The sequence below is a fragment of the Modicisalibacter luteus DSM 23508 genome, assembly GCF_000378505.1.
In the GTDB taxonomy this organism is placed as follows: Bacteria; Pseudomonadota; Gammaproteobacteria; order Pseudomonadales; family Halomonadaceae; genus Modicisalibacter; species Modicisalibacter luteus.
Genome location: NZ_KB899993.1, coordinates 158117 through 184417, shown reverse-complemented (window position 1 = coordinate 184417; position 26301 = coordinate 158117). Strand labels below are relative to the sequence as shown.

At 56.3% G+C, this 26301-nt stretch carries 28 protein-coding genes and 2 pseudogenes; 22 read left to right on the top strand and 8 right to left on the bottom strand.

Translation table 11 applies throughout. The features are described from left to right. Positions 1-3: 3 nt before the first annotated feature. Together F568_RS0109240 and cysC are read right to left on the bottom strand one after the other, a co-directional pair. A complete protein-coding gene (locus F568_RS0109240; protein ID WP_019018435.1) occupies positions 4-1113 on the bottom strand; it encodes a DegT/DnrJ/EryC1/StrS family aminotransferase in 1110 nt (369 codons plus the stop codon). Between the two features lie 395 nt (positions 1114-1508). After that, positions 1509-2046: pseudogene (gene cysC, locus F568_RS25655) on the bottom strand (adenylyl-sulfate kinase). Positions 2047-2446: 400 nt separating this feature from the next. Between cysC and F568_RS25650 the strand changes: the two are divergent. The 9 genes and pseudogenes from F568_RS25650 to F568_RS0109185 all read left to right on the top strand — a co-directional run bounded on the left by F568_RS25650 (position 2447) and on the right by F568_RS0109185 (position 7984). Further along, positions 2447-2865: pseudogene (locus F568_RS25650) on the top strand (flagellin N-terminal helical domain-containing protein). Beyond that, positions 2862-3776, top strand: coding sequence for a hypothetical protein (locus F568_RS0109220; RefSeq protein WP_019018432.1), 915 nt, complete (start codon positions 2862-2864; stop codon positions 3774-3776). Before F568_RS25650 ends, F568_RS0109220 begins: the two are co-directional and overlap by 4 nt. A gap of 44 nt (positions 3777-3820) precedes the next feature. Further along, entirely contained in the window at positions 3821-4708 is an 888-nt protein-coding gene (locus tag F568_RS22535; RefSeq protein ID WP_229804080.1) for a flagellin, read from the top strand. Positions 4709-4808: 100 nt separating this feature from the next. Then, positions 4809-5168: a hypothetical protein gene (locus F568_RS0109210; protein WP_019018430.1), complete on the top strand. Its 360-nt coding sequence runs from the start codon at positions 4809-4811 to the stop codon at positions 5166-5168. Positions 5169-5196: 28 nt separating this feature from the next. After that, positions 5197-5451 (top strand): hypothetical protein, encoded by a 255-nt coding sequence (locus F568_RS22530; RefSeq protein ID WP_019018429.1) that lies wholly within the window; start codon positions 5197-5199, stop codon positions 5449-5451. A gap of 125 nt (positions 5452-5576) precedes the next feature. Further along, positions 5577-6263, top strand: coding sequence for a hypothetical protein (locus tag F568_RS0109200; RefSeq protein ID WP_019018428.1), 687 nt, complete (start codon positions 5577-5579; stop codon positions 6261-6263). A gap of 11 nt (positions 6264-6274) precedes the next feature. Beyond that, positions 6275-6835: a FlgO family outer membrane protein gene (locus F568_RS0109195; RefSeq protein ID WP_019018427.1), complete on the top strand. Its 561-nt coding sequence runs from the start codon at positions 6275-6277 to the stop codon at positions 6833-6835. A 213-nt stretch (positions 6836-7048) separates the two neighbouring features. Continuing rightward, complete coding sequence (locus F568_RS22525) at positions 7049-7537, top strand: hypothetical protein (RefSeq protein WP_019018426.1); 489 nt, start codon at positions 7049-7051, stop codon at positions 7535-7537. 66 nt (positions 7538-7603) lie between these two features. Next, positions 7604-7984, top strand: coding sequence for a flagellar protein FlaG (locus F568_RS0109185; RefSeq protein ID WP_019018425.1), 381 nt, complete (start codon positions 7604-7606; stop codon positions 7982-7984). Between the two features lie 285 nt (positions 7985-8269). Here F568_RS0109185 and fliE read toward each other — a convergent pair whose 3' ends face one another. Then, positions 8270-8599: a flagellar hook-basal body complex protein FliE gene (gene fliE, locus F568_RS0109180; protein WP_019018424.1), complete on the bottom strand. Its 330-nt coding sequence runs from the start codon at positions 8597-8599 to the stop codon at positions 8270-8272. Between the two features lie 317 nt (positions 8600-8916). On the opposite strand from fliE, the gene fliF reads away from it, so the two are divergent. From fliF to fliR, 13 genes are all read left to right on the top strand, one after another. Continuing rightward, positions 8917-10665, top strand: a complete 1749-nt coding sequence (gene fliF, locus F568_RS0109175) for a flagellar basal-body MS-ring/collar protein FliF (RefSeq protein WP_019018423.1) — start codon at positions 8917-8919, stop codon at positions 10663-10665. Further along, complete coding sequence (fliG, locus tag F568_RS0109170) at positions 10658-11653, top strand: flagellar motor switch protein FliG (RefSeq protein ID WP_019018422.1); 996 nt, start codon at positions 10658-10660, stop codon at positions 11651-11653. Before fliF ends, fliG begins: the two co-directional genes overlap by 8 nt. Continuing rightward, a complete protein-coding gene (fliH, locus tag F568_RS0109165) occupies positions 11646-12380 on the top strand; it encodes a flagellar assembly protein FliH (RefSeq protein ID WP_019018421.1) in 735 nt (244 codons plus the stop codon). Before fliG ends, fliH begins: the two co-directional genes overlap by 8 nt. After that, the gene (gene fliI, locus F568_RS0109160) at positions 12377-13792 is read left to right on the top strand and encodes a flagellar protein export ATPase FliI (protein ID WP_019018420.1); all 1416 of its coding nucleotides are present in this window, start codon (positions 12377-12379) and stop codon (positions 13790-13792) included. The genes fliH and fliI overlap by 4 nt, the downstream gene beginning before the upstream one ends. A 146-nt stretch (positions 13793-13938) precedes the next feature. Further along, on the top strand, positions 13939-14412 hold the full coding sequence (gene fliJ / locus F568_RS0109155; protein WP_019018419.1) for a flagellar export protein FliJ: 474 nt from the start codon (positions 13939-13941) through the stop codon (positions 14410-14412). Between the two features lie 14 nt (positions 14413-14426). Further along, positions 14427-15737 (top strand): flagellar hook-length control protein FliK, encoded by a 1311-nt coding sequence (locus F568_RS23855; protein ID WP_019018418.1) that lies wholly within the window; start codon positions 14427-14429, stop codon positions 15735-15737. A 211-nt stretch (positions 15738-15948) separates the two neighbouring features. Further along, entirely contained in the window at positions 15949-16437 is a 489-nt protein-coding gene (fliL, locus tag F568_RS0109145; protein ID WP_026300439.1) for a flagellar basal body-associated protein FliL, read from the top strand. Between the two features lie 7 nt (positions 16438-16444). After that, positions 16445-17491 carry a flagellar motor switch protein FliM gene (gene fliM / locus F568_RS0109140; protein WP_019018415.1) on the top strand — a complete coding sequence of 349 codons (1047 nt, stop codon included), beginning with the start codon at positions 16445-16447 and terminating at the stop codon, positions 17489-17491. Further along, positions 17484-17981 (top strand): flagellar motor switch protein FliN, encoded by a 498-nt coding sequence (fliN, locus tag F568_RS0109135; protein ID WP_019018414.1) that lies wholly within the window; start codon positions 17484-17486, stop codon positions 17979-17981. Before fliM ends, fliN begins: the two co-directional genes overlap by 8 nt. Next, positions 17978-18421 carry a flagellar biosynthetic protein FliO gene (gene fliO / locus F568_RS0109130; protein ID WP_019018413.1) on the top strand — a complete coding sequence of 148 codons (444 nt, stop codon included), beginning with the start codon at positions 17978-17980 and terminating at the stop codon, positions 18419-18421. The genes fliN and fliO overlap by 4 nt, the downstream gene beginning before the upstream one ends. Before the next feature lie 86 nt (positions 18422-18507). Beyond that, on the top strand, positions 18508-19221 hold the full coding sequence (gene fliP / locus F568_RS0109125) for a flagellar type III secretion system pore protein FliP (protein WP_507236282.1): 714 nt from the start codon (positions 18508-18510) through the stop codon (positions 19219-19221). 45 nt (positions 19222-19266) lie between these two features. Next, positions 19267-19536, top strand: a complete 270-nt coding sequence (gene fliQ / locus F568_RS0109120; protein ID WP_026300437.1) for a flagellar biosynthesis protein FliQ — start codon at positions 19267-19269, stop codon at positions 19534-19536. 1 nt (position 19537) lies between these two features. Next, positions 19538-20323, top strand: a complete 786-nt coding sequence (fliR, locus tag F568_RS0109115) for a flagellar biosynthetic protein FliR (RefSeq protein WP_019018410.1) — start codon at positions 19538-19540, stop codon at positions 20321-20323. A gap of 73 nt (positions 20324-20396) precedes the next feature. On the opposite strand, the gene flgL is transcribed toward fliR, so the two are convergent. The 5 genes from flgL to F568_RS0109090 form a co-directional block, all read right to left on the bottom strand. Then, positions 20397-21623 carry a flagellar hook-associated protein FlgL gene (gene flgL / locus F568_RS0109110; RefSeq protein ID WP_019018409.1) on the bottom strand — a complete coding sequence of 409 codons (1227 nt, stop codon included), beginning with the start codon at positions 21621-21623 and terminating at the stop codon, positions 20397-20399. Between the two features lie 22 nt (positions 21624-21645). Beyond that, on the bottom strand, positions 21646-23262 hold the full coding sequence (gene flgK / locus F568_RS0109105) for a flagellar hook-associated protein FlgK (protein WP_019018408.1): 1617 nt from the start codon (positions 23260-23262) through the stop codon (positions 21646-21648). Positions 23263-23349: 87 nt separating this feature from the next. Next, positions 23350-24438 carry a flagellar assembly peptidoglycan hydrolase FlgJ gene (gene flgJ, locus F568_RS0109100; protein ID WP_019018407.1) on the bottom strand — a complete coding sequence of 363 codons (1089 nt, stop codon included), beginning with the start codon at positions 24436-24438 and terminating at the stop codon, positions 23350-23352. After that, on the bottom strand, positions 24438-25535 hold the full coding sequence (locus F568_RS0109095; protein WP_169338670.1) for a flagellar basal body P-ring protein FlgI: 1098 nt from the start codon (positions 25533-25535) through the stop codon (positions 24438-24440). The genes flgJ and F568_RS0109095 overlap by 1 nt, the downstream gene beginning before the upstream one ends. Positions 25536-25596: 61 nt before the next feature. Beyond that, entirely contained in the window at positions 25597-26259 is a 663-nt protein-coding gene (locus F568_RS0109090) for a flagellar basal body L-ring protein FlgH (protein WP_026300435.1), read from the bottom strand. Positions 26260-26301 lie beyond the last annotated feature (42 nt).

The window sequence follows — 26301 nt, the reverse complement described above, 5'->3', positions numbered from 1 at the left end:
ATCTCAATTGCCACGAATGATTTCAACGATATGAGATATATCGTTTTCACACAATGCCGGATAAATTGGCAAGCACAATACCTTCTTAGCGATAGCTGTGGCGACCGGCAAATTCTCTGATTGCGCCGACGATATCCCCCGATACATTGAAAACTCGCTGATTAGTGGAAAAAAGTAGCGCCGTGCGTATATATTTCTATCTTTTAACTTCTGGTACAATTCGTCGCGGCTAAGCGGATATTCCGGCTCAACCAGTATCGGAAAATAGGCATAGTTAGCTACCTTTTGGCCAGCCTGCTGCAATAAAGTAATACCCAGCATATCGTTAAGCTGCTCACGATAAACCTGATCAATTTCGCGCCGGCGGGCAATAGCGCGATCGATATGCTGCAATTGCAGCAAGCCGAAAGCGGCATTCACCTCACTCATCTTTCCATTGATGCCGGGAGCTACTACAGTAACTTCATCGACAATACCAAAATTTTTTAGATTGTTAACGTGCTGTTTGGTCTTGAGATCAGGACAGATAATTGCCCCACCCTCAAATGTATTGAAAACTTTGGTGGCATGAAAACTGATCGCACTGAGATCACCGTGGCGCAGAATACTGCCAATGCTGTCTTGTACGCCAAAGGTGTGGGCGGCGTCATAAATTACTTTTAAGTTATAGTTATCTGCAATATGCTGAATGGCTTCCACGTCGCAGGGATTCCCGTAGCAGTGCACTGGCATGATTGCAGTGGTCTTGGGTGTAATCGCTGCTTCAATTCTGGACGGGTCAATATTCAGGGTCTTATGGTCGATATCCACAAACACTGGCTTGATACCATTCCACAGCAACGAATGGCCGGTTGCTACAAATGAATAAGGCGTAGTGATCACCTCGCCGGTAATGCGCAGTGCTTGTAACGCAGTTAACAATGCCATTGTGCCATTATTAAACAGCGCCACTTCCGGCACTCCTAAGTAGTCGCACAGTGCCTGTTCAAACTGCTGATGCATAGAGCCATTATTAGTTAAGCGCTTGCTTTCCCATATTTTTTCAAGGTAAGGAATGAATTCCTCCAACGGTGGCAGGTACGGCTCAGTCACATAGATAGGCCTATCACTCATGCATGCACCTCTGTTAGCGTACGGAAATCGACATTGCTGTCCACCGTCAGATGTATGATCAAACTATTAGAAGGGTAATTTGCAAGGTTAGCTTTCACGCCCCGTCTCAAATGCCGCCTCGTACAAACCCACAGCGCGTAGACTGGGCACATCCCCTCACAGCTCAAGGTTGCTAGGCATAGGTCAGCTTACCAAAATTCATCACGTCGCAAACCGTACGCTGGAAGACACGACTAATATATCCCGCTCCGCCCAAGCACTCTCACACCACTACCCTGCCCCGTTCTGATGGCATCGGAGCAGATCATCGCGTATCCCTGCCAGGCTTACTCTTTCGATAAGGAACCAAATTCCATCGCTAATTTCGACACGCCGTTAACAGAGCCGCGTCCAGGTCAGGTCAGGGTAAGCCCACTCAACAGTCTTTGCATGATCGCCTCTTGCCCATGCTCCGCGGTGTTGACATGAAACTCAGGACATTCCGGCGCCTCGTAGGGGCTATCGATACCAGTGAAGTCACTAATCACTCCGGCCCGCGCCTTCGCGTATAACCCCTTCGGGTCGCGTCGCTCACAGGTGGCCAGCGGTGTATCAACGTAAATCTCAATGAAGTCTTCTGCAGCGAAGAGCTGTCGCGCATTATCCCGATCATGACGATACGGAGAGATAAAAGCTGTAATCACGATGATCCCCGCCTCGGCGAATAGCTTGGCGACCTCGCCAATCAGGCGGATGTTCTCAACTCGGTCGCTCTCTCATGCCGAGATCCTTGCATAGGCCGTGGCGGACATTATCTCCGTCCAGCAGCATCGTATGGTAGCCACGATTATGCAGCTCGATCTCCAAGGCGTTGGCCAGTGTCGATTTTCCCGAGCCTGACAATCCCGTGAACCAAATGCACTTGCCCTTGTGACCTTTGATCTCGGCCCGCATGGCTGGCGTGACGCTGAAGTGGTTCCAGACCACCTCGGCCTTGCGGCTATAATATTCATAGGGCGAAGCAGGTGCACTGACTTGGTATTTCATCCCCCTTCCCATCCAAACGACTCCGGAAGCGCCAGTGCAAACTGGACTACTTGTACATGGCATGACTATAGCGGATGTAATAGGACCCAAGGTTATGAAAAGCACGGGATAAACTGCGCTCTTTATCAAACTGACATCGATAAGCATTTCTGCATTCTAGGCCAGCGCAAACCGGGCTCACTTCGTTTCCTAGACAGATGCCATCTAGCAAGCTGCTCACGCTCGTCTTTTCCCACCCTAAGCAGGCTAAAGTTTTCTCCGGCTATGCCGATAGCCGTACAGAGCTGACTCAGACCGAGATACGACATTGACTGTAATCAATAGCAACCTGCTGGCGCTGACCTCACGCCAACGTCAGAGCCATACGCAAAGCAACCTGAGCATTGCTATGGAGCGCCTATCGTCCGGTCTGCGAGTCAACAGTGCGCAAGATGATGCTGCGGCAATCGCATGACCGCTCAGATCAGAGGCCAGCACCAGGCCGCTCGCAATGCCAATGATGGCATTTCTCTGGTACAAACGGCAGAAGGGGCGCTGGATCAGATCAATGATCGCCTGCAGCGTGTACGTGAGCTATCCGTACAGGGATTGAACGGTACGATTACTGCTGATGATGCCGATGCAATACCGGCGGAGATCAATCAAAACCTCCAGGAAATCGATCGGCTCGCTGAGCAGACAGAATTCAATGGCATGTCACTCTTGGATGGGGGGCTGGCAAAATGAACCTCCAAGTTGGCACGCAAGATGGCCAACAACTGGCGGTCGACTTGGGCAAGACGAGTTTCAGCTCTACGGCATTAGGACTGGAGGACTTTACCATCTATGGGATCGAAGGCGAGATCACACCCCGCGATACCCTACGGGGCAGGGCCCATGACATTGTGCTGAAGCCAAGTGAAGGCGCCGAGGTCACCACGAAATTGTCGATGTACGTCAATGGCGCGTTACAAGATAACGCCACGACGGAATATGTCCGTGGACTCGGTGCGGATGGTAGTCGGTCAGACACTTTTGCGGGACGGTATATCCAGACACAGGATAGCAGCGGTAAGCTACAGTATTACTATTACAGTACTGAGTCTGCAACGCTTTATACTGAGACGAATCATAACGATGTGACCCTGAGCGCTAATAGCCCGGTATTTTCTGAGACAAGTACGATCGCGCTCCCCACCAGCTCACAGCAAAGCTTTCAACTAAGTGATGGTACCTCTTTTGCACCGGGGGCGTCGCCTGAGTTGGTGAGCGCCGATGGTTTGTATTACATTAAAAGCCAAGAAGAAGGCTTCACTGTGTATCGAGAAGCAGAGGTCGCCGTGACAAGTAACGGGACCAACTCATCTCTCACCAAGGCGAAAGACAGTACGGTCTATACCCACGCGATATTCCTTGCGGTGCAGCCAGAGGATACGATTACCGTTAATGTAAATGGGACACCTACATCTAGCACTTATGATACCTATAGCAGTGCCAACTTTACCGACTCTCCCGGCACAGCATTCCGCAGTGGCACGCAGTCATTAGTCTCTTATAACGGTGATTATTACATTCAACATACAGACGGTGGGACAACACAGTACTTCGAAGCGGCGCTTAGCTCGACAGATGGCACAACCTTTCTATGCAAGCCATAGAGAGCGAGGGGTTGACGCAAGCGTCTTTTTCTTCACCAAGCTCCGTGAACAAGTTTGATTTCGATAGTTCTGCGCTCAATTATACAAACGCTGGGACCGATTTCTCCAATGCGAGGCTATTGAATGATGTGTTTCATGACAGCGGCTATTACGTTGAAACCAATGATGGTGCGGGCTACGAATATTATCATGCGTCGCTTTCCCTCACCGCAACGGACACCAGCACCAGCACGGCGTCTGTAGATTTCACTTCTCCCGACCCGGGGCGCTTCGAAACGATTGAAAAAATAAATGGTTCTTCGGTTGTCAAGTTAGATGAAGCGAACGTGGAGGTTAACTACACCGCTCAGAATGAAAATGGCGTAACCACGACATATAGCGATGTCCTCCGTCAAGACACGGACGGTCGGTACTACTTTCGGCTTTCCAACGATCTTGACGCCGACACCGAGAGTTTTCTGAAAGCGACGTTGACCGATAATCTCAAAACCGGCAATACCCTTGTGCAGACCTCCGAAGGCGCGAGCAAGGTATTCGTCTACTTTGATTTCGATTTCTGGGCGAGTACGGATGCGGACTTGCTGCAAGCGGGCTCTGGCGAGAAACGAACGGTTATCAATATAACGGCCGAGAGTGACAAGATCCGCATCAAGCAGCCTAGCGATCCGTTGGCTACGCTAGATCGCGCGATTGCACGCATCGATGAAAAACGCAGCTACTTGGGAACCATGGAAAGCCGCTTGGACTCAGCCATCGAAAACTTAGCAACCACCAGCACCAATCTGACCGCAGCACACTCACGTATCCTTGATACCGATTACGCCATGGAGATTTCCAACATGACCAAGGCACAAATATTGCAGCAAGCCTCCACGTCCACTCTTACCCAGGCCAACCAGGTGCCGCAGTCCGTACTGTCTCTGCTGGGTTAATCCCAAGCATAACGGTACACGCAGTAAAGGGCGGGGCTTCGGCCCTGCCCCTTCATAACAGGCTCTCGATTCGGGCGCCTGCTCTTTTATGGAACAGTCCATGCTAGATACAGTCGAAAGAATTTCTGCTCGCGATATCGTCTATGACGTCATTCCCAAGCTGAAGGCTACCGAAAAACTCACCAACAACACGCTTAGGGACATGATTGCCGAAGTTGAAAACTCTGACGAGCGTAACCGTTGTCAGCTTCTGCAGCAGGAATTCGAACTAGAAATCATGATGATCCAAATGAACCTCGATCATCTACTGAAGCGTTACGCTCAGGAAATTCAGACCGTGGCCGAGTCTGGCGGTAATGATGCTGGTGCTACGCTGGAATTGGACCAGCATGAACGTTTCGCCATCGACAGTGCTAAGAAATTATATGAGCGGGCACGCGCCATTCAGGCTGGAGAATGAAGATTCTACGGGCACAGGCCACAGAGATATGAACCACGCCGATCATCAGCACGCCATCAAAGAACTCGACGCCCTGATCACCGATACCCGTACACTGATGGGCCAGTTTGAAGACACAGGCATGAACGACGAAATGCCAGACGACTATGCCAAGCTGGAAATGATCATTACCCAAGCGCTGAAAGAACAGCATCGCCACACGCAGGAAATGCTGGATAGTGTAGAAAATTATAGAACCGAGCTATGCCCAGCAACGCCAGACAGCTTCCAGGCACCCACATGAGCAGCATCAGGCATAGCACCTGCTTTCCCCTTCTATTCTGTTGACGCTTAAGCGAATCAAGTTTTCCCTGTTGCCGCCGATAGAACGCTAAAGTGATTTAGTGATTCATAAAAAGGCGTTTACCCATGCCCTACCGACCACCCTTTCTCACCACCCTAGCTCTAGTTCTGCTCAGCACCACCCTGCTCAGCGGCTGCTTCAACGTAAATACCTCACAAGTGCCCATGGCGGTGACGTACCCTTACAGCGAACAGCGCAGGATGCAGGCTGCGCATCATTGGGAAGTTCTCGCTGCCCATGAAGCCGAGCGAATCATGCGCAGCCCACGGCTCGAAGGGCACGCTTTTTTCGTGACGGGCAGCACCCAGGCAATGCCGTTTGCACAAGGCTTTGGTTTGCTTTTGACCAGTCATCTCGTCTCAAACGGCGCGATTGTACGTACCGACCCAATCAATGCCGCACAGGTCGATTATCAAGTGCAGATCGTTGAACACGACGATAGGGATAACATACGCCCGCCGCGTGGCGCACTAACCACGCTGGCCGCAGGTATTGCAGTGGCAACCGTACCGGTCAATCACTGGAGCGAGCCGGCATTGGCCCTGATACCGGCAGCGGCAGCAGTCGACGCATTCAGTGGTAGCTGGACAAGCATCAGCCCCAAGGAAGTCATCATTACGACCCAAGTCATCGACAACAATCGCATCCTGTACTCTTCATCGAATATTTATTACATCAATCAAGAAGATGCCGAGCATTATCGCAGCGTACTGGACAATCTTAAGACCATTCCCGTAACGAATAGCTGGTAAAGGAGCTACCGATGTTTTCATTTAAATGCCTGCGCCTTGCCGGAATGTCTCTTGCCTGTCTCGCACTATTGCTCCTCATCGGCTGCGCTAGCCAGAATCGCGACCCTCTGATCGCCAAGGATCCACGGGTCGATATGATCGAACTGGTCGAAGAGGCATCCGCCACACTGCTGGCTAGCACCAACGGGCTTGACCCCGAGAAACCGATAATTACCGCGACATTCGTGGATATCGACGACTTGAAGAAATCCTCGACCCTAGGCCGCGCACTATCGGAAATGTTCGCTTCTGGCCTGGTACAGGCTGGATTGACCGTGGTCGAAGTTAAGATGCGCGACAGCCTTTTCATTGAGGAGAGCGCTGGCGAGCTCATCCTCTCACGCGACGTGCACCGGCTCTCGACGGCCCACAATGCCCAGGCGATTCTCATCGGTACGTATGCCCAGGCGGAGAAGACTGCATACGTCAACGTCAGGATTGTCCGGGCCCGCGATAACGTCATCCTAGGGGCGACTACAGTCAGGCTGCCTCTGGACCGCGATATCCGTGCCATGCTCCCTGCGGCCTGGTAAATATAGCGAGACCTAACCAGTATCAGTCACGCCATCATCGTTTCTTCGGTGATGGCCTTTTTTAAGAAAGCGATCCGTTTGCATCTCAAGCCACGCTAAATGCCCTGGCAGGGTAAATTCCTGCCGCATGCTGCCGATAATTAATACGACAAATTCGAATTGGCGGCATGCGTACACTTGCCATGCTAGCGCCAGCCGGAAGCGAGAAGACTAATGACTCTGCTGCAAGCCATCGAAGCCATACCCGAAGAGAATGACACGTCCTTTCTGCAACACCTCGACAGCGCAGTACAACAACTTGTCGAGAAGGATCGATTCATTCTTCAGGAATCAGTCAACGAACGTGCCGTCACGTTCAGGCTGGCAATATATCTTCAGGAGCGCTTTCCCGATTGGCATGTTGATTGTGAATACAATTGCTGGGAAACGTCGTGCCGAGCCATGCGTCAAATGATTACCGCGACCAATGCGGCTGCCACCGAAGCGCGCACGATCTATCCTGATATCGTCATTCATCAACGAGGCACCTCGAGAAACTTGGCCGCCATCGAAATTGCCAAGAGCAGTAGCCGCTTTGGCAAGCATCAGGACCTCAAGAAGCTGCGCGCCTACAAAACGCAAATGCAATACCAGCATGCCGTACTCTTGAATATCGGGGTCGGGAGTGAGATCGGCAATGATAAGGTAGAGGTTGTTGGTTAGCGCTTTGACCTAACGGGTACTTGAGTTTCACCACTATTATTAAACAAAACCATGTGCGGGAAACCTATGACTTCAATATTGACCGATGCTTTATCGCCAACGCCTCGTACCGAGAAGCTGACGCCACATCAGCGACTGGAAAGCGCGTTGTCCCATTTGCCGGCACCACCGGGAAGTCTCGTCACTCAGAAGCAGACCGACAACGACCTTGCCCCAGGAACCCGTTACACCGAATTACTGGAACCGGTACAGCGCATCAACGAAGTCATGCGCAGCTATGGCGTCGAGTTCAAGCTTCAGGAGTTCTCGCAGGGCCAGCGTATCGTGACACAAATCGTAGATCGCGACAGTGGCGAGATGATACGCCAGATCCCCAGCGAAGAGGTGCTTCGCATCGCCGAATCGCTCGAGCAAATGCAGGGAAGATTAATCCAGTTGAAGGTATGATTCAGTGCTTTGACACTGGGTGCTCACGCGTTACCTTACGCATTCTCGCCTTGACCAGTGAATGCCATAAAAATAGGTGAACTCTTGGATTAATCCGGGCAGACAGGGCAACATCTCCTTGTTCCAGCCAGCACCATATGAGGCTGAACCATGCTGCCCGCTTACCTTAGGTTTATGATAAAAAATAACTTACCGGGACGTTGCTTTGCTTTAAACCCAAGCAGCGCTTCTCGGTAATTACAGACCCTTTCGACACCAGCAGCAAACGAACATGTGCTACACGTATTAGACTTGCATATTCATGATGTCTTTATAGGACGTTACCAGTCGGTTTCTAACCTGTACTCCCATCTGAAAGCCGACGCTAGCCTTCTGCATATCAACCATTACGTCGTTCAGCGCTACGCCAGGATCTCCGGACTGAAAGGCCTCGAGCTTGGCGTTAGCCGTCTGCTGCAATCGATTGATGCGCTGGACCGACGCCTGCAGCTCACTGGCGAAGCCGCCCTGCCCGATGGCCGTAGCGACATGTTGGCCTTTGGCAGCTTGGCCGGCCGCCTGAGTCGCCAGGCTCTGCATTTGGCTCAGGGCGGCTTGGATAGCGGGTGTACTCATATATATGCTTCCTGCCGGATTAGTAATGCTGGCAAGCCTACCAAGCCAACCACTACTGCCATATCAGTAAATGACGTAAAAAAGTCGGGCTTTTCTACCCTTTAGCCTTGCGCTCTCTACGCATAATGGCCCCCTATCACCCGACCGCCCATGCCTGGCACCCCGTAATCCGGGAATGAAGTCCAAGGCGCTGGGCGATGAACCGAGACGGATGCTGGAGCCGGAAACCGAATGCACTCTGGACCGACCCGCGGCTACCGGGCCGACATGGTTATCACTGCCCGGACGGGCCACATTAATTTCGCCGGGAGGCGCGCATGACCGACGCCGTTTCGGCCAGCCAGACGACACCCCCGCAAAACGGACGTGACAAGGCGGCTAACAAAGGGGGCCAGATGTCAGGACTCGTTTCACAATTGCGTAGCAATCCTCGTGTCCCACTGCTTATTGCCGGGGCGGCTGCAATCGCCATCATTGCTGCAATGCTGCTCTGGGCTCGCGCTCCTGATTATCGTGTCCTGTACAGCAACCTGAGTGACGCAGACGGTGGGCGTATCGTCAACGAGCTTGATACTCGCGGCGTTCCTTATCGGTTTACCGAAGGTGGTGGCGCTCTATTGGTCCCTGGCGACCAGGTTCACGCCTTGCGCCTGCAACTGGCAGAACAGGGCCTGCCCCAGGCCGGCGATGTAGGTTTCGAGCTGATGGACAACCAGGCATTCGGTATCAGCCAGTTCGCCGAGCAGATCAATTATCAGCGTGGTCTCGAAGGCGAGCTGTCCCGCTCCATGCAATCCTTGGGACCGGTTGCCCAGGCGCGCATCCATCTGGCCATGGCCAAGCGGTCGGTCTTCGTGCGTGAAAGCGAGCCTGCCAAGGCTTCGGTTGTCCTGACGCTTCATCCCGGCCGCACCTTGAGCGACGGCCAGATCAACTCCATCGTTCACATGGTGTCCAGTAGCGTCCCCGAGTTGGCCTCCGATGCCGTTACTGTCGTCGATCAGGCGGGCCGCCTACTCTCTACCAATGGGGCTGGCTTGGGCAAACTGGATGGCACTCAGTTGAGCTATGTCCAGGACGTCGAACATTCCTACCAGACGCGCATCGAACGCATCCTGACTCCAATTCTGGGGGCTTCTAACATCCGCGCCCAGGTGGCCGCCGATATCGACTTCTCTACCCGTGAGCAGACTGCCGAGCGCTACGGCCCCAACCAAGCGCCTAACGAAGCTGCCATTCGCAGCCGCCAGCTCAACGAAAATTATACTGGTGGTGATGAGTTGGCCATGGGCGTCCCGGGCGCCTTGACCAATACACCGCCGGGCGTCGCCCCCTCCCCCATCGATGAGGGCAAGAATCCCGAAGGCGAGGAAGGTGAAGAAGGCGCTGCTGCCGAAGCGCAAGACGCGGAGACTGCCACACCGCCCAGCCGCCTGAACCGTGGCGACGTAATCAATTACGAAGTCGACCGCAGCGTAGAGCACGTTAAGCACCAGCGTGGCCAGGTCGAGCGGCTTTCCGCCGCCGTGGTCATCAACTACCGCGACACGATCGATGAAGAAGGCAATCCGGTTCGTGAGCCGCTTAGCGAGGCCGAACTAGAACAGATCGAGCGTCTGGTCAAGCAGGCCATGGGCTTCTCCGAGGCCCGCGGCGACGAATTGGCACTCGTTAACAGTGCCTTTGCGCAGAACGACAGTGGCGCCGAACCGCTGCCCTGGTGGCAGACGCCGCAAGCCATCGAGCTAGGCATGACCTTGGGCCGCTACCTGCTGGTTGCGCTGGCCGCCCTGTTCCTGTGGTTCATGGTTCTGCGCCCGATGGTCAAGCGTTACAGCCAGCCCGCTACCACTCCTGCCGTGGGTACGGACAAGCTGACAGGCGAACCGGCCGTCGCTCTGGATACGGATAACGATGAGGAAGATTCCGTCGAGGAAAGTTCACGCCGTCGTCGTCGCAAGGCCACTGCCTACGAGCAGCACCTCAAGCAGGCTCGTGAAATGGCGCTGGAAGATCCGCGCATGGTTGCCATCGTTGTCAAAAGCTGGATGAACAAAAATGAGTAAGTTGAGCGGCGTCCGCCGCAGCGCAATCCTCCTGCTGTCCCTGGATGAGGACAGCGCTGCTGAAGTCTTCCGTCACCTTTCCACCAAGGAGGTGTCGGCGATCAGCCGCGAGATGGCGACCATCGACCAGATTTCTCACGAAGAGATGCGCCAGGTACTCGACGATTTTCATGATGAGGCCGAACAGTTCGCCGCGCTGAACCTGCACTCCAGCGACCACATTCGGGCTGTCTTGACCAAGGCTCTCGGTACCGAGCGCGCCTCGAGCGTGCTCGATGAAATCCTCGAAGCCCAGGGATCCAACTCGGGAATCGAGTCGCTTAACTTGATGGAAGCGCCGATGGTGGCCGAGCTGATCCGTGACGAGCACCCACAGATCATTGCCACTGTCCTGGTGCACCTCGAGCGCAGTCAGGCCGCCAATGTTCTCGAGTTATTCGACGACAAGCTACGCAATGACGTGGTGCTGCGTATCGCCACGTTCAGCGGCGTTCAGCCGGCCGCCCTGCAAGAGTTGACCGAAGTCCTCGGTGGCATGCTTGATGGCCAGAACCTGCGTCGCAGCAAGATGGGCGGCGTGAGAACGGCAGCCGAGATCCTCAACCTGATGAACTCCTCCCAGGAGGAATCCGTCATCGAGACTGTACGGGCCCATAACGAAGATCTGGCGCAAAAGATCATCGATGAGATGTTCTTGTTCGAGAACATCGTCGATATCGACGATCGTGGCATTCAGCTCATCCTCAAGGAAGTCGACACCAACTCGCTGGTGGTGGCACTCAAGGGTGCCCCGGATGCCCTGATGGACAAGTTCATGTCGAACATGTCCCAACGTGCAGCCCAGTTGCTCCAGGAGGATCTCGAGGCGCGTGGCCCGATGCGCGTTTCCCAGGTCGAGGCCGAGCAGAAATCCATCCTGCAGATCGTTCGCCGTCTGGCGGACAGTGGAGAAATTGTCATAGGCGGTGGAGACGATTCTTATGTCTGATCGCCTGGTCGTTCCAGAGCACGATTACGGTGACTGGCGTCGCTGGGAAATGGATGAGCTCAGCACGCCAGAACGTGAGCGAGGTCAGCGCGAACGTTCGCGTCAGGAAGCCATTCGCCAGCAACTTTTCAAGCGCAATGCCGAACTCGAGGCGTTGCGTGAAAAAGCCCGCCAGGAAGCCTATGAAGCAGCCTACAAGGAGGGCTTCGAGGAAGGTCGTCAGGCCGGTTATGAACAAGGGCTGGAGGAAGGGCGTACTGCCGGTGAGCAGGAGCTACAACGCCAGACCCAGCAGGCCCTGGCTCCACTGTTGCCCTTGGCCGAGCGCTACCGCGAAGCCCTCGACACGCTGGATGCAGACATGGCAGAAGGCCTCGTCGATCTGGCGCTAGCCACCGGCAGACGACTGGCCGGGGAAGCGCTGGACGCTCACCCCGAGATCGTTCTGGATATCGTGCGTGAGCTGTTGCATGCCGAGCCGGCGCTTTCCGGACGTCCCAGGCTCTGGCTACACCCGGCCGACCTGACCTTGGTCAAGGGCCATCTAGGTGCTGAATTCGAGGCCGCTGGTTGGCAGTTGCAACCCGACGACACCATCAGCCGCGGTGGCTGTCGTGCCACCAGCTCTAGCGGTGAACTGGACGCCACACTGGAATCGCGCTGGGAAAGCATTACCCAACAGGTTCGCCGTCGCCACAAGGACGGCCAGAACGAGGAACAGGCATGAGTGCGGCGACAGCGGCCAACAATCTACACAAGCAACGTTGGCAGGATGCCGTTAGCGGCGTACAACGCCGCGTTGCCGGTGTTGCCGCCTATCGAACCAGCGGACGTATCGTACGAGCGACCGGCCTGGTACTCGAGGCGGTCGGACTACGTGTTCCTTTGGGTAGCGCCTGTCGCATCGAACTTACCCCTCATCCAGTGTCCGGTCTTCCCGGCTCGGAACAGCCCCGCTTCGCTGAAGCGGAAGTCGTGGGATTTTCCGGCGATAAGCTGTTTCTGATGCCGCTGGAGGAAATCAGCGGATTGCTCCCCGGATCCCGGGTCTTTCCGCTGGGCGAAGGTAGCGAGAGCGGCAGTGCCAGGCGTTTTCCGCTCGGCGACACCCTGCTCGGTCGCGTCGTGGATGGCAATGGCCGCCCCCTGGATGGGAAAGGACCACTGACCGACGCCCCTCATGCTCCGCTCGCGACGCCTCCCCTCAATCCGTTATCACGCGCACCGATCGATACCCAGATCGATGTTGGCATTCGCGCTATCAATGGCTTGTTGAGCGTCGGTCGCGGTCAACGCATGGGGCTGTTTGCCGGCTCCGGCGTAGGTAAGTCCGTGCTGTTGGGCATGATGGCCCGCTATACTCAGGCCGACGTAATCGTGGTCGGTCTGATCGGGGAGCGTGGCCGCGAAGTCCAGGATTTCATCCATAACATCCTCGGCCCCGAAGGCCGCCGCCGTTCGGTGGTCGTCGCCGCACCTGCCGACACGTCACCGCTTCAGCGCCTGCAGGGTGCCGCCTATGCCACGCGCCTGGCTGAAGGCTTTCGCGACGCCGGACGTAACGTTCTGCTGATCATGGATTCGCTGACACGCTACGCCATGGCACAGCGCGAGATAGCCTTGGCGATCGGCGAGCCCCCCGCCACCAAGGGCTACCCACCCTCGGTGTTCGCCAAGCTACCTAGCCTGGTCGAACGTGCCGGTAACGGCATGCAGGGCGGTGGCTCAATCACCGCTTTTTACACTGTGTTGACCGAAGGCGACGACCAGCAGGACCCGATTGCCGACTCGGCGCGCGCCATCCTTGACGGGCACATCGTACTGTCACGGTCGCTGGCCGAAAGCGGCCACTACCCTGCCATCGATGTCGAAGCATCAATCAGCCGCGCCATGACCGCCATTGTAAGTGGCGATCAGCTGCGCCAGGCCCAGCGCTTCAAGCAGATGATGTCGCGCTATCAGCGCAACCGCGACCTGATCAGCGTCGGTGCCTATACCCCGGGACACGATCCCCAGCTCGACCAGGCGGTGAGGATGTATCCAGGACTCGAACAATTTCTGCAGCAACGTATCGACGAACGTGCCGACATGCCACAAACACACCAGGCCTTGAGCAATCTGGTGCCGGCAGGCCAGTAGATCAATTCTTGTCTTGCGGAAGAAACCGACGAGAAAACGCTATTTACATCCGGTAACCGGCGTTTTGTTTCATTGGATATCCCCGATAATGGCCAAAAGCCTAGCCTCTAAGGCTTGATTCAAGTCTAGCGAGAAGGAACGATCCCGTGGCACAAGCAACGACACCGTTGGATACGTTGATTTCATTGACGCGTAACTCCCGCGACAGTGCCAATATCGAGCTCAACGGTCTGCGTCGCGATCTTCAGGGCGCCAAGTCCCAGCTCGAAACGTTGAACCGTTATCGCCATGAGTATCGCCAACGCCTTCAACAGGCCATGGAAGCGGGCATCGGGCCCGACAGTTGGCGCAACTATCAGCAATTCCTCGCTTCGTTGGATTCCGCCATCGCCCGTGCTCGACAAACCCTCGGCGAACGTGAAGCGCGCTTGAATCATGGCCAGAAGCACTGGCAGAACGAGCAGCGTAAGCTGTCCGCCTATGACACCTTAGCGACCCGCCGGGCAACGGAAGCCCAGCAGCGGGCCAGCCGACAGGAACAGCGGTTAGCCGATGAAATGGCCAGTGGCCTTGTGCTGCGCCGCCAACGCCAAGAAACGAATACCGATACCCATCACTGAGGCAGCTAGCTTTCATGGAACTTTCTCAACTGCTTGCTGGCAGTAGCACTGCCGCCTCGGTGCCCCCGGGCAAAAGCGAAGGCAAGGCCAACGGCAATGACAATGCCGAATTTGCACGTCTGTACAAGCAGGCGGGCGAAACGAACAAGCGCACAGCGGCCGACACACCCACAACAAAGACCGGCCCCGATAAAAAATTGCTTGCTGAGGAAGCCTCCCAGTCCGGCGCGCTTGATCATGAAAGCGGCTCCCTGGAGCAGGACCAGTTGATCGCTACCGCCCCTGACGAACTGGCCCCTTTGACGCAGCAAGTCATCCAGGCCATCGAAGGCAAACTGTCGGGAAATGCCAAGACACTGGAACAGCAGGTCGAAGGCCTAGCTTCTGCCCAAGCCGAAAATGGCAATTTTATGGCAGCGACACTCGCCTCCTTGTCGGCGGGGACCGGCGAATCACTGGCCGACATCCGCCAGCGTCTGGATATGATTGCCAGCGCACAGCGCGGCGATACGCCCCCCGCCCAGCAAGACGCGAAACTTGCTGTCAACGCAGCGCAGCTGATCACTGATGCTGGAGGCAAGCCCGCCAGCAACGACCGGGCCGCAGCTCTGGCCGACTCCCAGGCAGCTGGCCAGCGGCATCAGCAGTTGATGGCCCAGGGCGTACAGACGTTGGCACCACAAGGCGCGGCTGCCCAGCCGACAGCTACGCCGGTCGGCACCTTCGCGGATGCCATCGCGGCGGTTACCGCTGACGAAGGTGCCTTTCTCGCCCGGCATGGCAATGACAATCCGTCCAGCCACTCACTCAACGGAACCGCTGCACCGCTGGGAGCGACATCCAACAGCGTAAATGGCGCCCTGCCAACTACCACGCAGCCCACCCCAGGGTTGACGGCTCCCTTGGCCTCGCCACAGTGGCAGCAGGGGTTAGGGCAGCAACTGGTGGCCTTGCATCAGCGTGGCGGGCAGCAGGTCGAACTTCACCTGCATCCTGCCGAGCTGGGTCCACTCTCGATCAGTCTGAAGGTTGACGATCAACTTGCCCAGGCTCAGTTCTTCTCCGCCAACCCGCAGGTTCGCGCAGCCATCGAGCAAGCCATACCGCAGCTCAGAGAGGCCCTGGAAGAGAGCGGCATCCAGCTGGGTGAAGCCATGGTGGGAGAGCAGCAGCACCGTGATGACGGGCAGGAGCAAAAGCAAGGTAAGGGCGACCTCGATGGCTTGACCAATGGCGTTCTGGCATCCTCGGGTGACACGGCTCTGGCCGACCAGCCATCGGCGGTAATCGGCCCGGACAGTAACGCAATAGACCTATACGCCTGACGTCACCCTTCAAGAACGGCCGAACTGGCCGATACCTGAAAGAGCCTGCCCGCAATTGCGTGACAGGCTCTACGGCTGTCTGGGATGCAACAAGATCAGCAGCTGAACAAAGCCTTGAGATAAGCGTGTATCGGCAGCTTTTTCCATCCATGCCGATGGGAAGGCAGCCAGCATAATCCCCACTGAAATATCGACCACAGCGGCGTAAGCAATGGCCAAGAACCCCAACGCAGGAACGAGTCGCAAGCCCTGGTGGCTGCTAGGTATCATTCTCATCGTGCTATCCATGGCCAGCTCGGCTGGCGTGTACTTCCTGCTCGATTCCAAGAGCGAGGCAAGTACCGAGGGAGTCGAAGAGACGGCAGAGCCCATCAAGCCAGAGCCACCGATCTTTGTGACCGTTTCACCATTTACGGTCAACCTGCAGAGCGACCAGTATGAGCAGCGCCTGCTGTATATCGGCTTGTCGTTCAAGGTGGCCGATGAGACCACGCGCGAGATGCTTGAACAGAACATGCCTCAGTTGCGCAGCCGGTTGCTGATGCTGTTCTCTAGCCAGCACGCCGAAAGTTTGACAACTCCTGAAGGCAAGCGAGCGCTGTCACAGCAAATCCTGGCGCTTTTCGATGAGCCGTTCAGCGACCCCCAGCCCAAACTGGCGGTCAATGACGTTCTCTACACCGACTTTATCGTGCAATAGGGACACCATGTCTCAAGACGATCTGCTCTCGCAGGATGAGATCGACGCCCTTCTCAAGGGCGTCAGCGGCGAAGACGACGCGAGTTCCGGCAGCGACAAAGCTGCCAATTCCCGCATTCGCCCCTACGATCCGGCGACTCAGCACCGGATCATCCGGGAACGTCTGCATGCGCTGGACATCATTAACGAACGCTTTGCTCGCCAGTTCCGTATGAGTCTGTTCAACCTGTTGCGGCGTAGCGCCGACATCACTGTGGACGGCGTACGCTACCAGAGTTATAGCGAGTTCTCGCGTCATATTCCGGTACCGACCAACGTTAACCTGATTTCCATGAAACCGCTGCGCGGCACCGCCCTGATAGTCTTTCCGCCCAGCTTGGTGTTCATGGTGGTCGATAACCTGTTCGGTGGTGACGGCCGCTTCTTGACCAAGTCGGAAGGACGTGAGTTCACGCACACTGAACAGCGCATCATCCAGCGACTGCTGCATCTGGCCATCGATGCCTACCAGGATGCCTGGAAGTCGGTTTTCCCTCTGGAAATTGATTACACGCGCTCCGAGATGCAGCTGCGCTTTGCAAATATCACCAATTCACCCAACGAAATCGTGGTCACCAGTACCTTCCACCTGGAGGTAGGCAACCTGTCCAGCGATTTCCAGGTGTGCATGCCCTACTCGATGATCGAGCCGATTCGCGACCTGCTCTCCGGTCCGCTGACCGATAACCATTCGGACGAAGAGAGCCAGTGGGGCCAGCGCATGGCAGGCGAAATCAAGCATTCCCATATCGAACTGGCGGCCGACTTCGTAGATCTCTCGACCAGCCTCGGCCGGGTCATGTCGCTCAAGGTAGGCGATGTGCTCCCGCTGGAACTCCCCGAAATCGTCACGGCACGTGTCGATGGCGTCCCGGTCATGGAGTGCGAGTTCGGCAACCAACACGGCCAGCGCGCGCTGCGTGTACGCCATCTGATCGACCATGTCGCCAACAACGCCAAGTTCAAGTTCAACCCCGGGCTGTTAACGCAAGCCAAGGAGTCCGATAATGACTGACCCCAAGAAACCCGAACAAAGCAGCACTGACGACGCTTGGGCGGACGCCATGGCCGAACAGGGCGCCGGCGCGTCTGCAGCCGATGAAGACGATCCCTGGGCGGCAGCCTTCGCTGAACAGGCTGAGGTCGAAGCCGAGCAGCAAGTCGACCATGCCAGCAGCCAGGCCACCGCTGCCAGCGACCAGGTATTCAAGCCGTTGGATTCCAGCGCTAGCAGCGGTACCATGCGCGACCTGGAAATGATCATGGACATCCCGGTCAAGTTGACCGTGGAATTGGGCCGCACACGTATCACCATCAAGCAATTGCTGGAGTTGGCCCAGGGCTCGGTGATCGAGCTTGACGGCCTGGCCGGCGAGCCCATGGATATCCTGATCAACGGTTACCTGATTGCCCAGGGCGAAGTCGTCGTCGTCGATGACAAGTACGGCATTCGTATCACCGAAATCATTACACCATCAGAGCGCGTTCAGAAACTCAACCGATGAGCCAAGTTTCCGCGACACAGGATACCGCCGAGGCATTGGGCAGCGCCCAAGGGGATGCCCTGCTAGGTCTGGCCACCCTCGGCAAGACCGCCTTGGCGCTTGCCCTGGTCATTGCGGTGATCCTGCTATGTAGTGCATTACTCAAGCGTGTCGGGCCTGGGCGCACCGGCCATAACCGGCACCTGAAGCTTGTTGCCAGCACCGCGGTGGGACAACGCGAACGCGTGGTCATCGTCGATGTCGAAGGGACCTGGCTGGTACTTGGCGTCGGGGGCGGTGAGGTGACACGGCTTCATGAGATGCCGGCGCCGAAACCGGATGAACTCCCTCCTTCGACAGCTGATGCCGAGGGGTTTGCGGCACGTTTCGCAAGCGCCATGCGCCAGAATGCGCGGAACACATTCACACGTAGCAGCAAACGCTCTGGAGAGGATGTGTGACGTTGCCAGTTTCTTCCCTATCCGCTTTGCCGCTGACACAACGCCTCCGGCTCAGCTTGTTCATTAGCCTGACAGCGGTAGCTGTAATCACGCTTCTCTGGCCTCAGGCCGGTTGGGCGCAGGCCGCCATTCCTGGTGTTGTCACGCGCCCGTTGGAGGATGGCGGTCAGCAATGGTCGTTGAGCCTGCAGACCCTGTTGCTACTCAGCTCGATGGCCTTCTTGCCAGCCATCTTGCTAATGATGACGAGTTTTACGCGAATCATCATTGTGCTCGGCCTGCTGCGCACCGCCATGGGTACCCAGTCTGCCCCGCCGAATCAGGTCCTGCTTGGCCTCGCGTTATTCTTGACGTTTTTCATCATGTCACCGGTGCTCAACGAAGCTTACGAGATCGCCTGGCAGCCGTTTTCCGACCAACAGATCAATTTCGACGAGTTTCTGCAATTGGCGAGCCAGCCCTTCCGGGAGTTTATGCTAGCGCAGACCCGTGAGCCGGACATTGCTCTTTTCGGCCGCCTGGCTGATGCCGGTACCTTCCAAGGGCCGGAGGACGTGCCGATGCGCGTACTGCTACCCGCCTTCGTGACCAGCGAACTGAAGACGGCATTCCAGATCGGTTTCACTGTTTTTATACCTTTCCTGATCATTGATCTCGTTGTCGCCAGTGTACTGATGGCGCTGGGGATGATGATGGTTCCCCCGGCAACGATCTCACTCCCCTTCAAGCTGATGCTGTTTGTGCTGGTGGATGGATGGCAATTGCTGATCGGCTCGTTGGCTGAAAGTTTTTATATCTAGCGCGCCGCCTCAGCGGTTGACTGCACTTAATAAAGGTAATCGTCCATGACTCCGGAAATGGTTATGAGCATGGCCTATCAGGGCATGAAGGTGACTTTGTTCCTTGCCGGCCCCTTGCTCATCACGGCACTGCTGATCGGTCTTCTTGTCAGCCTATTCCAGGCGGCGACGCAGATCAACGAGATGACGCTGTCGTTTATTCCCAAGATTTTGGGTGTTTTTGGCGCCCTGGTGCTGGCTGGTCCTTGGTTGATACAGCTGATCACCAATTTCACCACCGAGCTGTTTCGCAACATCCCCCTGATGCTGGGCTGACATGGTCGAAGTCACCTTCGCTCAGTTGCAGGGTTGGCTAGTTGCCTTCCTGTGGCCATTCGTACGCTTGACGGCGTTTATTATGGCCGCCCCTCTACTGGGTCACAGCAGTATTCCCCGGCAGGTCAAGATTGGCTTTGCGGCAGTGTTGGCCTTTCTCATCGCACCGACCTTACCGCCACTCCCCGCGGTGCCTATCGTCTCATGGCCCAGCCTGGGCATCATGATGGAGCAGATGCTCATCGGCGTGGCCATTGGCCTGGTCATGCGGGTTACGCTTGCCGTAGTCATGGCGGCTGGTGAGTATATTGGTTTGCAGATGGGCCTGGCTTTCGCGACCTTTTTCGATGCCAGTAGCGGCACGCAGACCATGGTCCTGTCGCGCTTCCTTTACATGATTACCTTGTTGATGCTGTTAGCCTTCAATGGTCACCTGATCGTGATCGAGATCCTCGCAAGCTCTTTCGATACCCTACCCATCGGCATGGGAAGCCTCAATCCGGATGCTTGGGAGATGCTGGCACGTTATGGAGGGACGATTTTCACGGCAGGGCTACTGCTCGCGCTACCGGTCGTGACAGCATTGTTAATCATCAATCTGTCACTGGGCATACTTAACCGGGCTGCGCCCCAGCTGACTATCTTCTCGGTAGGTTTCCCTATGACCCTAACTGTCGGGTTGGTGCTACTAATGGTGCTTATGGGAGACTTCGGCAGCTTCCTCGAGGGGCTGTTCGCCAAAGCCTTTTATTTTATGCAAGAGCTCATCGAAACGATGGCCGGCTAAATGTTGCTATATGAGTTCCATGCACAACAAAGAGGGCGCCATTCGGCGCCCTCTTTGTTTCTTAGGCCTGGAGTTAGAGCTGATCGAACAGCGACATCCCCTGGATATCAACGAAGGCTTTCTGCGAGGCCTGTAGCCCGACTTGGCGCAGCGTATAGTCGGAAATCGCCCGGGCATAATCAAGATCGACCAGATCGGACATCGTTTGTTCGTAGTTTAGCGTGCGATTTCCGCCCACATCGTCAAGCACATCCAGCTCATTGAGACGCGCGCCGACCGAGGCACGCACAGTTAGTACGTTGTCGAGGCTGTTATCGAGCTCACGACTGACCGTCGAGAGCGTGTTCTGCAGCGAGGCCTTCGCAGCATCGGTTTCCGTGGTACTATCCAGTGCGGCGATGGCATTCTCGAGTGTGGTAAACAGGCTCCGGTCCGGTGCCTTGGCCAAAGCGATCTCGTCGTTAGCTGCAGGCTTCCCCTCAAGATTAATCGAGATACCAGCAAAGGTTATGGTTTCACCAGACGTATAAGAGAACGTATCCTCAGGGGTACCATTATCGTCTCTGTCAAGCTTGATAGGATTATCATCCTCATCGAGTATTTGGTAGTTTTCACCATCGGTAAACTGAATGGTGTACTTCTCACCATACCCTGGATCAGCAGCATTCACGCGGGTCGGACCAGTAAATATCACGCTACCAGAGTTGGCTGCATCAGCCGTTGCGACATAACCCGCACCGCTATGTACACTTTCAAAGATTTCCTTACCGCTATTGCCCACCGGCATCTGGCGCGAGGAATCTACCTGCTGCGCCCTCACATTGGTGCTTCCCTGATAGGTGACTTCCCCACCATTTTTCACGAAAGGGGGGGCATCATCTTTATAGCCACCGAATAGGTATGTACCGTTGCCGTTGGTGACGTTGGCCTGGCCCAGCAAATTCTCGTAGATGCCCTTGAGTTCAGTGGCGATCGAAGCGCGGTCGGCATCGGTCAGGGTACCATTGCCAGCCTGCACAATAAGGGTCTTGGCACTGGCAATGCTGTCACTGACACTATTGAGTACACTCTCTTCCTGAGAGAGCGCATTGCGTGCCGAAACCCTCGCATCGGCATACTGCTGGCTCACCGCCATGGATTGCGAGACGCCAACCGCACGAGAGGCGGCCTGTGGGTCATCAGAGGGATTGACCACGCGACGACCACTGGCAATTTGCTGGCCAACTTTCATGAATTCACCCTGCTGCCGATTCATCGACGACAGGCTGGATTCGAACATGGTGACGGTACTGATACGCATGATGTCGTCCCGTAATTATCGTTTAACGCAGGCCAAGGATGGCATCGAACACGGTACTACCGGTCTGGATGACCTTGGCATTGGCCTGGTAGTACTGCTGATAGCGAATCAGGTTTGCCGCTTCCTCATCGAGGTTGACGCCGGAATCGGACTGCTGGACGGCAAACAACTGCTCCTTTAGTCCTTCCTGGGCCGAAAGGTTAACCTTGACTACGTTGGTCTGATTACCGACATCGCTGACTAGCGAGGCATAGGCTTCATTCAGGCTGGCCTTGCCACCCACGAGGTCTCCATTCTGTAGATTCTGCAGGGCCAGCGCGTTGCGGTTGTCGCCCTTGGCATCGCTCATGCCTGCAGCGATTTTCGCAGTGTCTCGAATCTGGTTCTCGATCTGGCCGGCCAGGTTCCGTGTCGGCTGAATCTGGAAAATGTCACCTACTTTGGGCGGACCATTCGCTACGTTGAGAGTCATACCACCAAACTCTAGCGGCTGGCTGGCATCGAGAGTAGCCACCGGTTCTCCAGTATCAACCCGTGTGACCTCGTATTCGCTCCCAACCGTGCCCGTATAGGTCACCTTGTAATCGTTGGTGGCAACCTGCGAGAAATCACTGAATTCGGCAGCCATTTGCGCGGTGCCGTCGTTATTCTCGTTCGAGAATACGGTCGGCGAGCCAATGCTGAAGAAATCCTCGCCCGGCTCGCCGTTCAGATCCTGGCCGGCCCGATGCTGGGCATTGAAGCCTTCCGCCATGGCCAACGCCATCTGTCCAAGCTGATTCTGGGTCTTGTCCAACGACTCGTGGCGGAACGTCATTAGTCCGCCCAGCGTGCCGCTCTCGAAGGTGGATTCCTTCATCTCGATGGTGTTACCGCCAGCGTCACGATAGGCCACCACCATCCGTGAAGGATCGGCGGCCGAGCCGACGGCTTCAAGCGCGAAGCTTTGGGTACCCGCCACCAGCGGCTGACCATTGCCAATGGTCAGGTTGTAACTGCCACCATCCTGAATAACCAAATCGACACCGATACGCTTACTGATATCGGCCACCAGCTGGTCGCGCTGATTGAGCAGGCTATTGGGGGCCTCGCCGGTCTTGGCCTTGGCCAAGGAAATCTCTTTATTGAGCTTGGCCATCTGATCGGCGGCATTGTTGATCTGGGTGACTTCATCCCGGATCTGCCCGTTGATGCCTGACTGCATGTCGTCCAGGTAGCTGTCAAAGGCACGAAACTGCGCGGTTAGGGTGTCAGCATTACCTATAACACCCTGACGCGCGGCAGGGTCAGAGGGCGCCCCGGCCAAATCTTCCAGCGACGAGAAGAAACTCTGCATCAACGGGGCCAGCCCGGCTTCACGGTCTGCCAGCAGGTTGTCGATCTGGCTGACCTGGGTCGAGTACGCCTGCAGAGCACTGGTGCTGCCCGTTGCCTGGTTGAGCTGCGACGCGATGTACTGATTGAATTGGCGCTGCACATCGTTGACCTGCACGCCATTCGCACCGGTACTGCTCTCGCCCAGCAGGGTAAGCTGGCGGTTGTAACCCGGCGTGTAGACATTGCTGATGTTGCTGCCGGTAGTTTGCAGAGCGGTCTGTGCCGCACTCAGGCCACTGAGGCCGATGGAAAAGATACTCATGTGCCCGTTCCGATTTAGCGATTGTCAGGGTTATCGGCAGCTAACGTTTAAACTTGAAGACAAGCGACACGCCTGCCTTCACTGGGTTCAGAAGAGGCTCGCAGGTACCTGACCGGCGCCAAAGCCAATCGGTTTGGCGGAACCGGACTGGGCGACAGCGCTTGCCGGGCGCTCACCAAAGGTGTTCATCACTGCGACCAGTTTGTCGGCATAAGCCGGATCAGTGGCGTACCCGGCTGCTTGCAACTCCTGCGCGGCGGCTTTGGCATTCGGCGCAGTCAACACGCTTGCATAACGCGGGTTATCCCCGATCAGCCGGGCATAATCAGTGAAGGCATCCTCGAAGGAGTCATAAACTCGGAAGCGATCGACCTGCTTGGTAGCACGTCCATTGACATACTCAGTGGTGGTAATGTCAGTCGTATCACCCTGCCAGTGGCTACCTGCTTTGATACCGAACAGGTTGTGGCTGTTGCCGCCATCTCTGGTGGGAATTTCATGCCGACCCCAGCCAGTCTCGAGCGCCGCCTGAGCCAGGATCAATTCAGCAGGCACACCGGTCTTGCGACTGGCCGCTTGCGCGGGGGCCTCCAGTCGATCGAGGAAGCTTGTCACATGGTCTGCACGTTCGCCCCGAGTTGCAGCCGTCCCACTGTTTGCACTCGATGTCGCCGGTGCACTGTGGCCCTCCTGCACATTCTGCGGACGCAGATCGAGTTCCTGGCTCAGCAACGAGCCGAACTCGCTCTTCTCAGGCGCCTTGTCAACGGCCTCAGACTCCTCGTCGGCGCGCAGACCGTCATGGAGTACGCGCGGTGTACCACGTGGAATACCGGCGATCAGGTCTTCGGTCGCGCTGGCACCTTGCGGCACCAGGCCCCGGCTTTCGAGCTGATTGATGAGCTGTTCGGCCAGGCCGATACCATGCCCTGAAAGATGCTGAGACCATTGCTTATCGAGCATCTCAGTATAGAACTGAGTCTGCTGGCTATTGAGCAGCCCAGTCTCGGGTATCGCATCACGCATGCTTTTGAGCATCATCTGCATGAAGATCGCTTCGAACTGCTTGGCCGCTTCATCCAGCCCCTGGCCAGGGTCGCTACCGGCCGTACGCTTTAAACGTTGGAGCCCTTGCAAATCCAGGGCGAACTGTCCATTCAGGTTCCCGACGGCCATTACATGATCTCCAGTTCAGCCCGCAGAGAGCCGGCTTCTTTCAATGCCTGGAGAATCGACATCAGGTCCTGCGGGGTAGCGCCCAAGGCGTTCAAAGCGCCGACGACTTCAGCAAGATCAGCGCTGGTTTCCAGCATTTGCAGCGCCCCACCCTGCTGGGAGACGGTGATATCCGCATTGGGCACGACCACCGTCTCGCCCCCCGAAAGCGGGTTAGGTTGGCTGACCTGAGGATTGGAGTCGATGGTGATCGACAGATTTCCATGGGCAACCGCGGCGCGCCGTAGTGTTACCGCGCTGGTCAGCACGACCGAACCGGTGCGCGAATTGAGAATGACCCGGGCCGGCCCTTCACCCAGAGTCAGGTCAATGCTCTGTACACGCGCCATGAAACGGACCATGGAGTTACTGTCCGAGGGGGCCTGCAGGCTAATGACGCGGCCATCAAGCGCAGTCGCGACTGGCATGCCGAATTCGGTATTGATTGCCGTTACGGCCCGCTGTGCCGTATCGAAGTCATGCTCGTCGAGTTGAAGCTCGAGGGTACCATCCATCCCTAGCTGCAACGGCACTTCGGCCTCTACGGTCGCGCCTCCACTGATACGCCCAGCCGCTTGATGGTCCACCTGTACGCTACTTCCACCCGCCTGAGCGCCAACGCCGCCCACTAGAATATTGCCTTGGGCAACCGCATATATTTGCCCATCGGCACCTTTGAGAGGCGACATCAGCAGAGTGCCGTTACGCAGGCTGCGTGCGTTGCCCACCGATGACACGACGACATCGATTTTCTGGCCCTGGCGGGCGAAGGGTGGCAACTCAGCTGTAATCATGACCGCCGCTACGTTCTTGAGCTGCATGTTGGTGCCAGGGGGAACAGTAATCCCCAACTGCGACAACATATTGCTCAAGCTCTGCGTAGTGAATGGCGCCTGGGTGGTCTGGTCACCAGTACCTTCCAGGCCCACTACCAGCCCATAGCCGACCAATGAATTACTACGCACGCCAGCAAAGGACGCCAGATCACGGATCCGCTCGGCCTGGACCGGAAGGGCCAGCCCCAGGCTTAACAACAGCCCTATTGCCAGGCGCAGCATAAGCGGGAGAGAGTAACGACGGTGGACCATCTTCATCGACCTGTGATTCATGTGGTGCCTTTCAGAAAGGCGACACGTTGAGGAAGAAGCGTTGCAACCAGCCCATGGTCTGCGCCTCGTTGATATAACCATCCCCGACGTACTCGATGCGAGCATCGGCCACTCGGGTCGAGGGGACCGTATTCTGTGCTGTAATCGTCCGCGGATTGACAACCCCAGAGAAGCGGATGAACTCTGTCCCCTGGTTAATCATGATCTGCTTCTCGCCGCGAACGCGCAGGTTCCCGTTATATAGGACATCCAGCACCGTCACGGTGATGGTCCCGGTGAAGCTGTTCGATGCTGCGGCTCCACCACTGCCGGAAAAGTCATTCTCACCGGAGACATCGAAACCATACTCGGCGAGTGTTGCCAGCGCATCGGGCAGCTGGCCAAGCTCGAGCCCTGCCGAGCCCTCGCGTCCAGCATTGGCCGAAGCGTTTTTGCTGGCACTGACTTCTTCATCAAGGACGATGGTCAGAATGTCACCGACCATGCGCGGCCGGCGATCCTCGAAAAGCGGGTGATAACCCCGGTTTGGCTGATAGATCGAGCCATTGGGCACCCGCGGAGGTGGCTCGGCAATCACGACCCTTTCCTGTTCGCCTACCACCGAGGGTTTCGGCAACTGAGCACAACCACCGATGATCAGCAGCGCCACCAAAACCAGTACCAGGCGCAGCATACGATTCAGGGCGAAGAAAGGACGTGACGTCATGTACACATT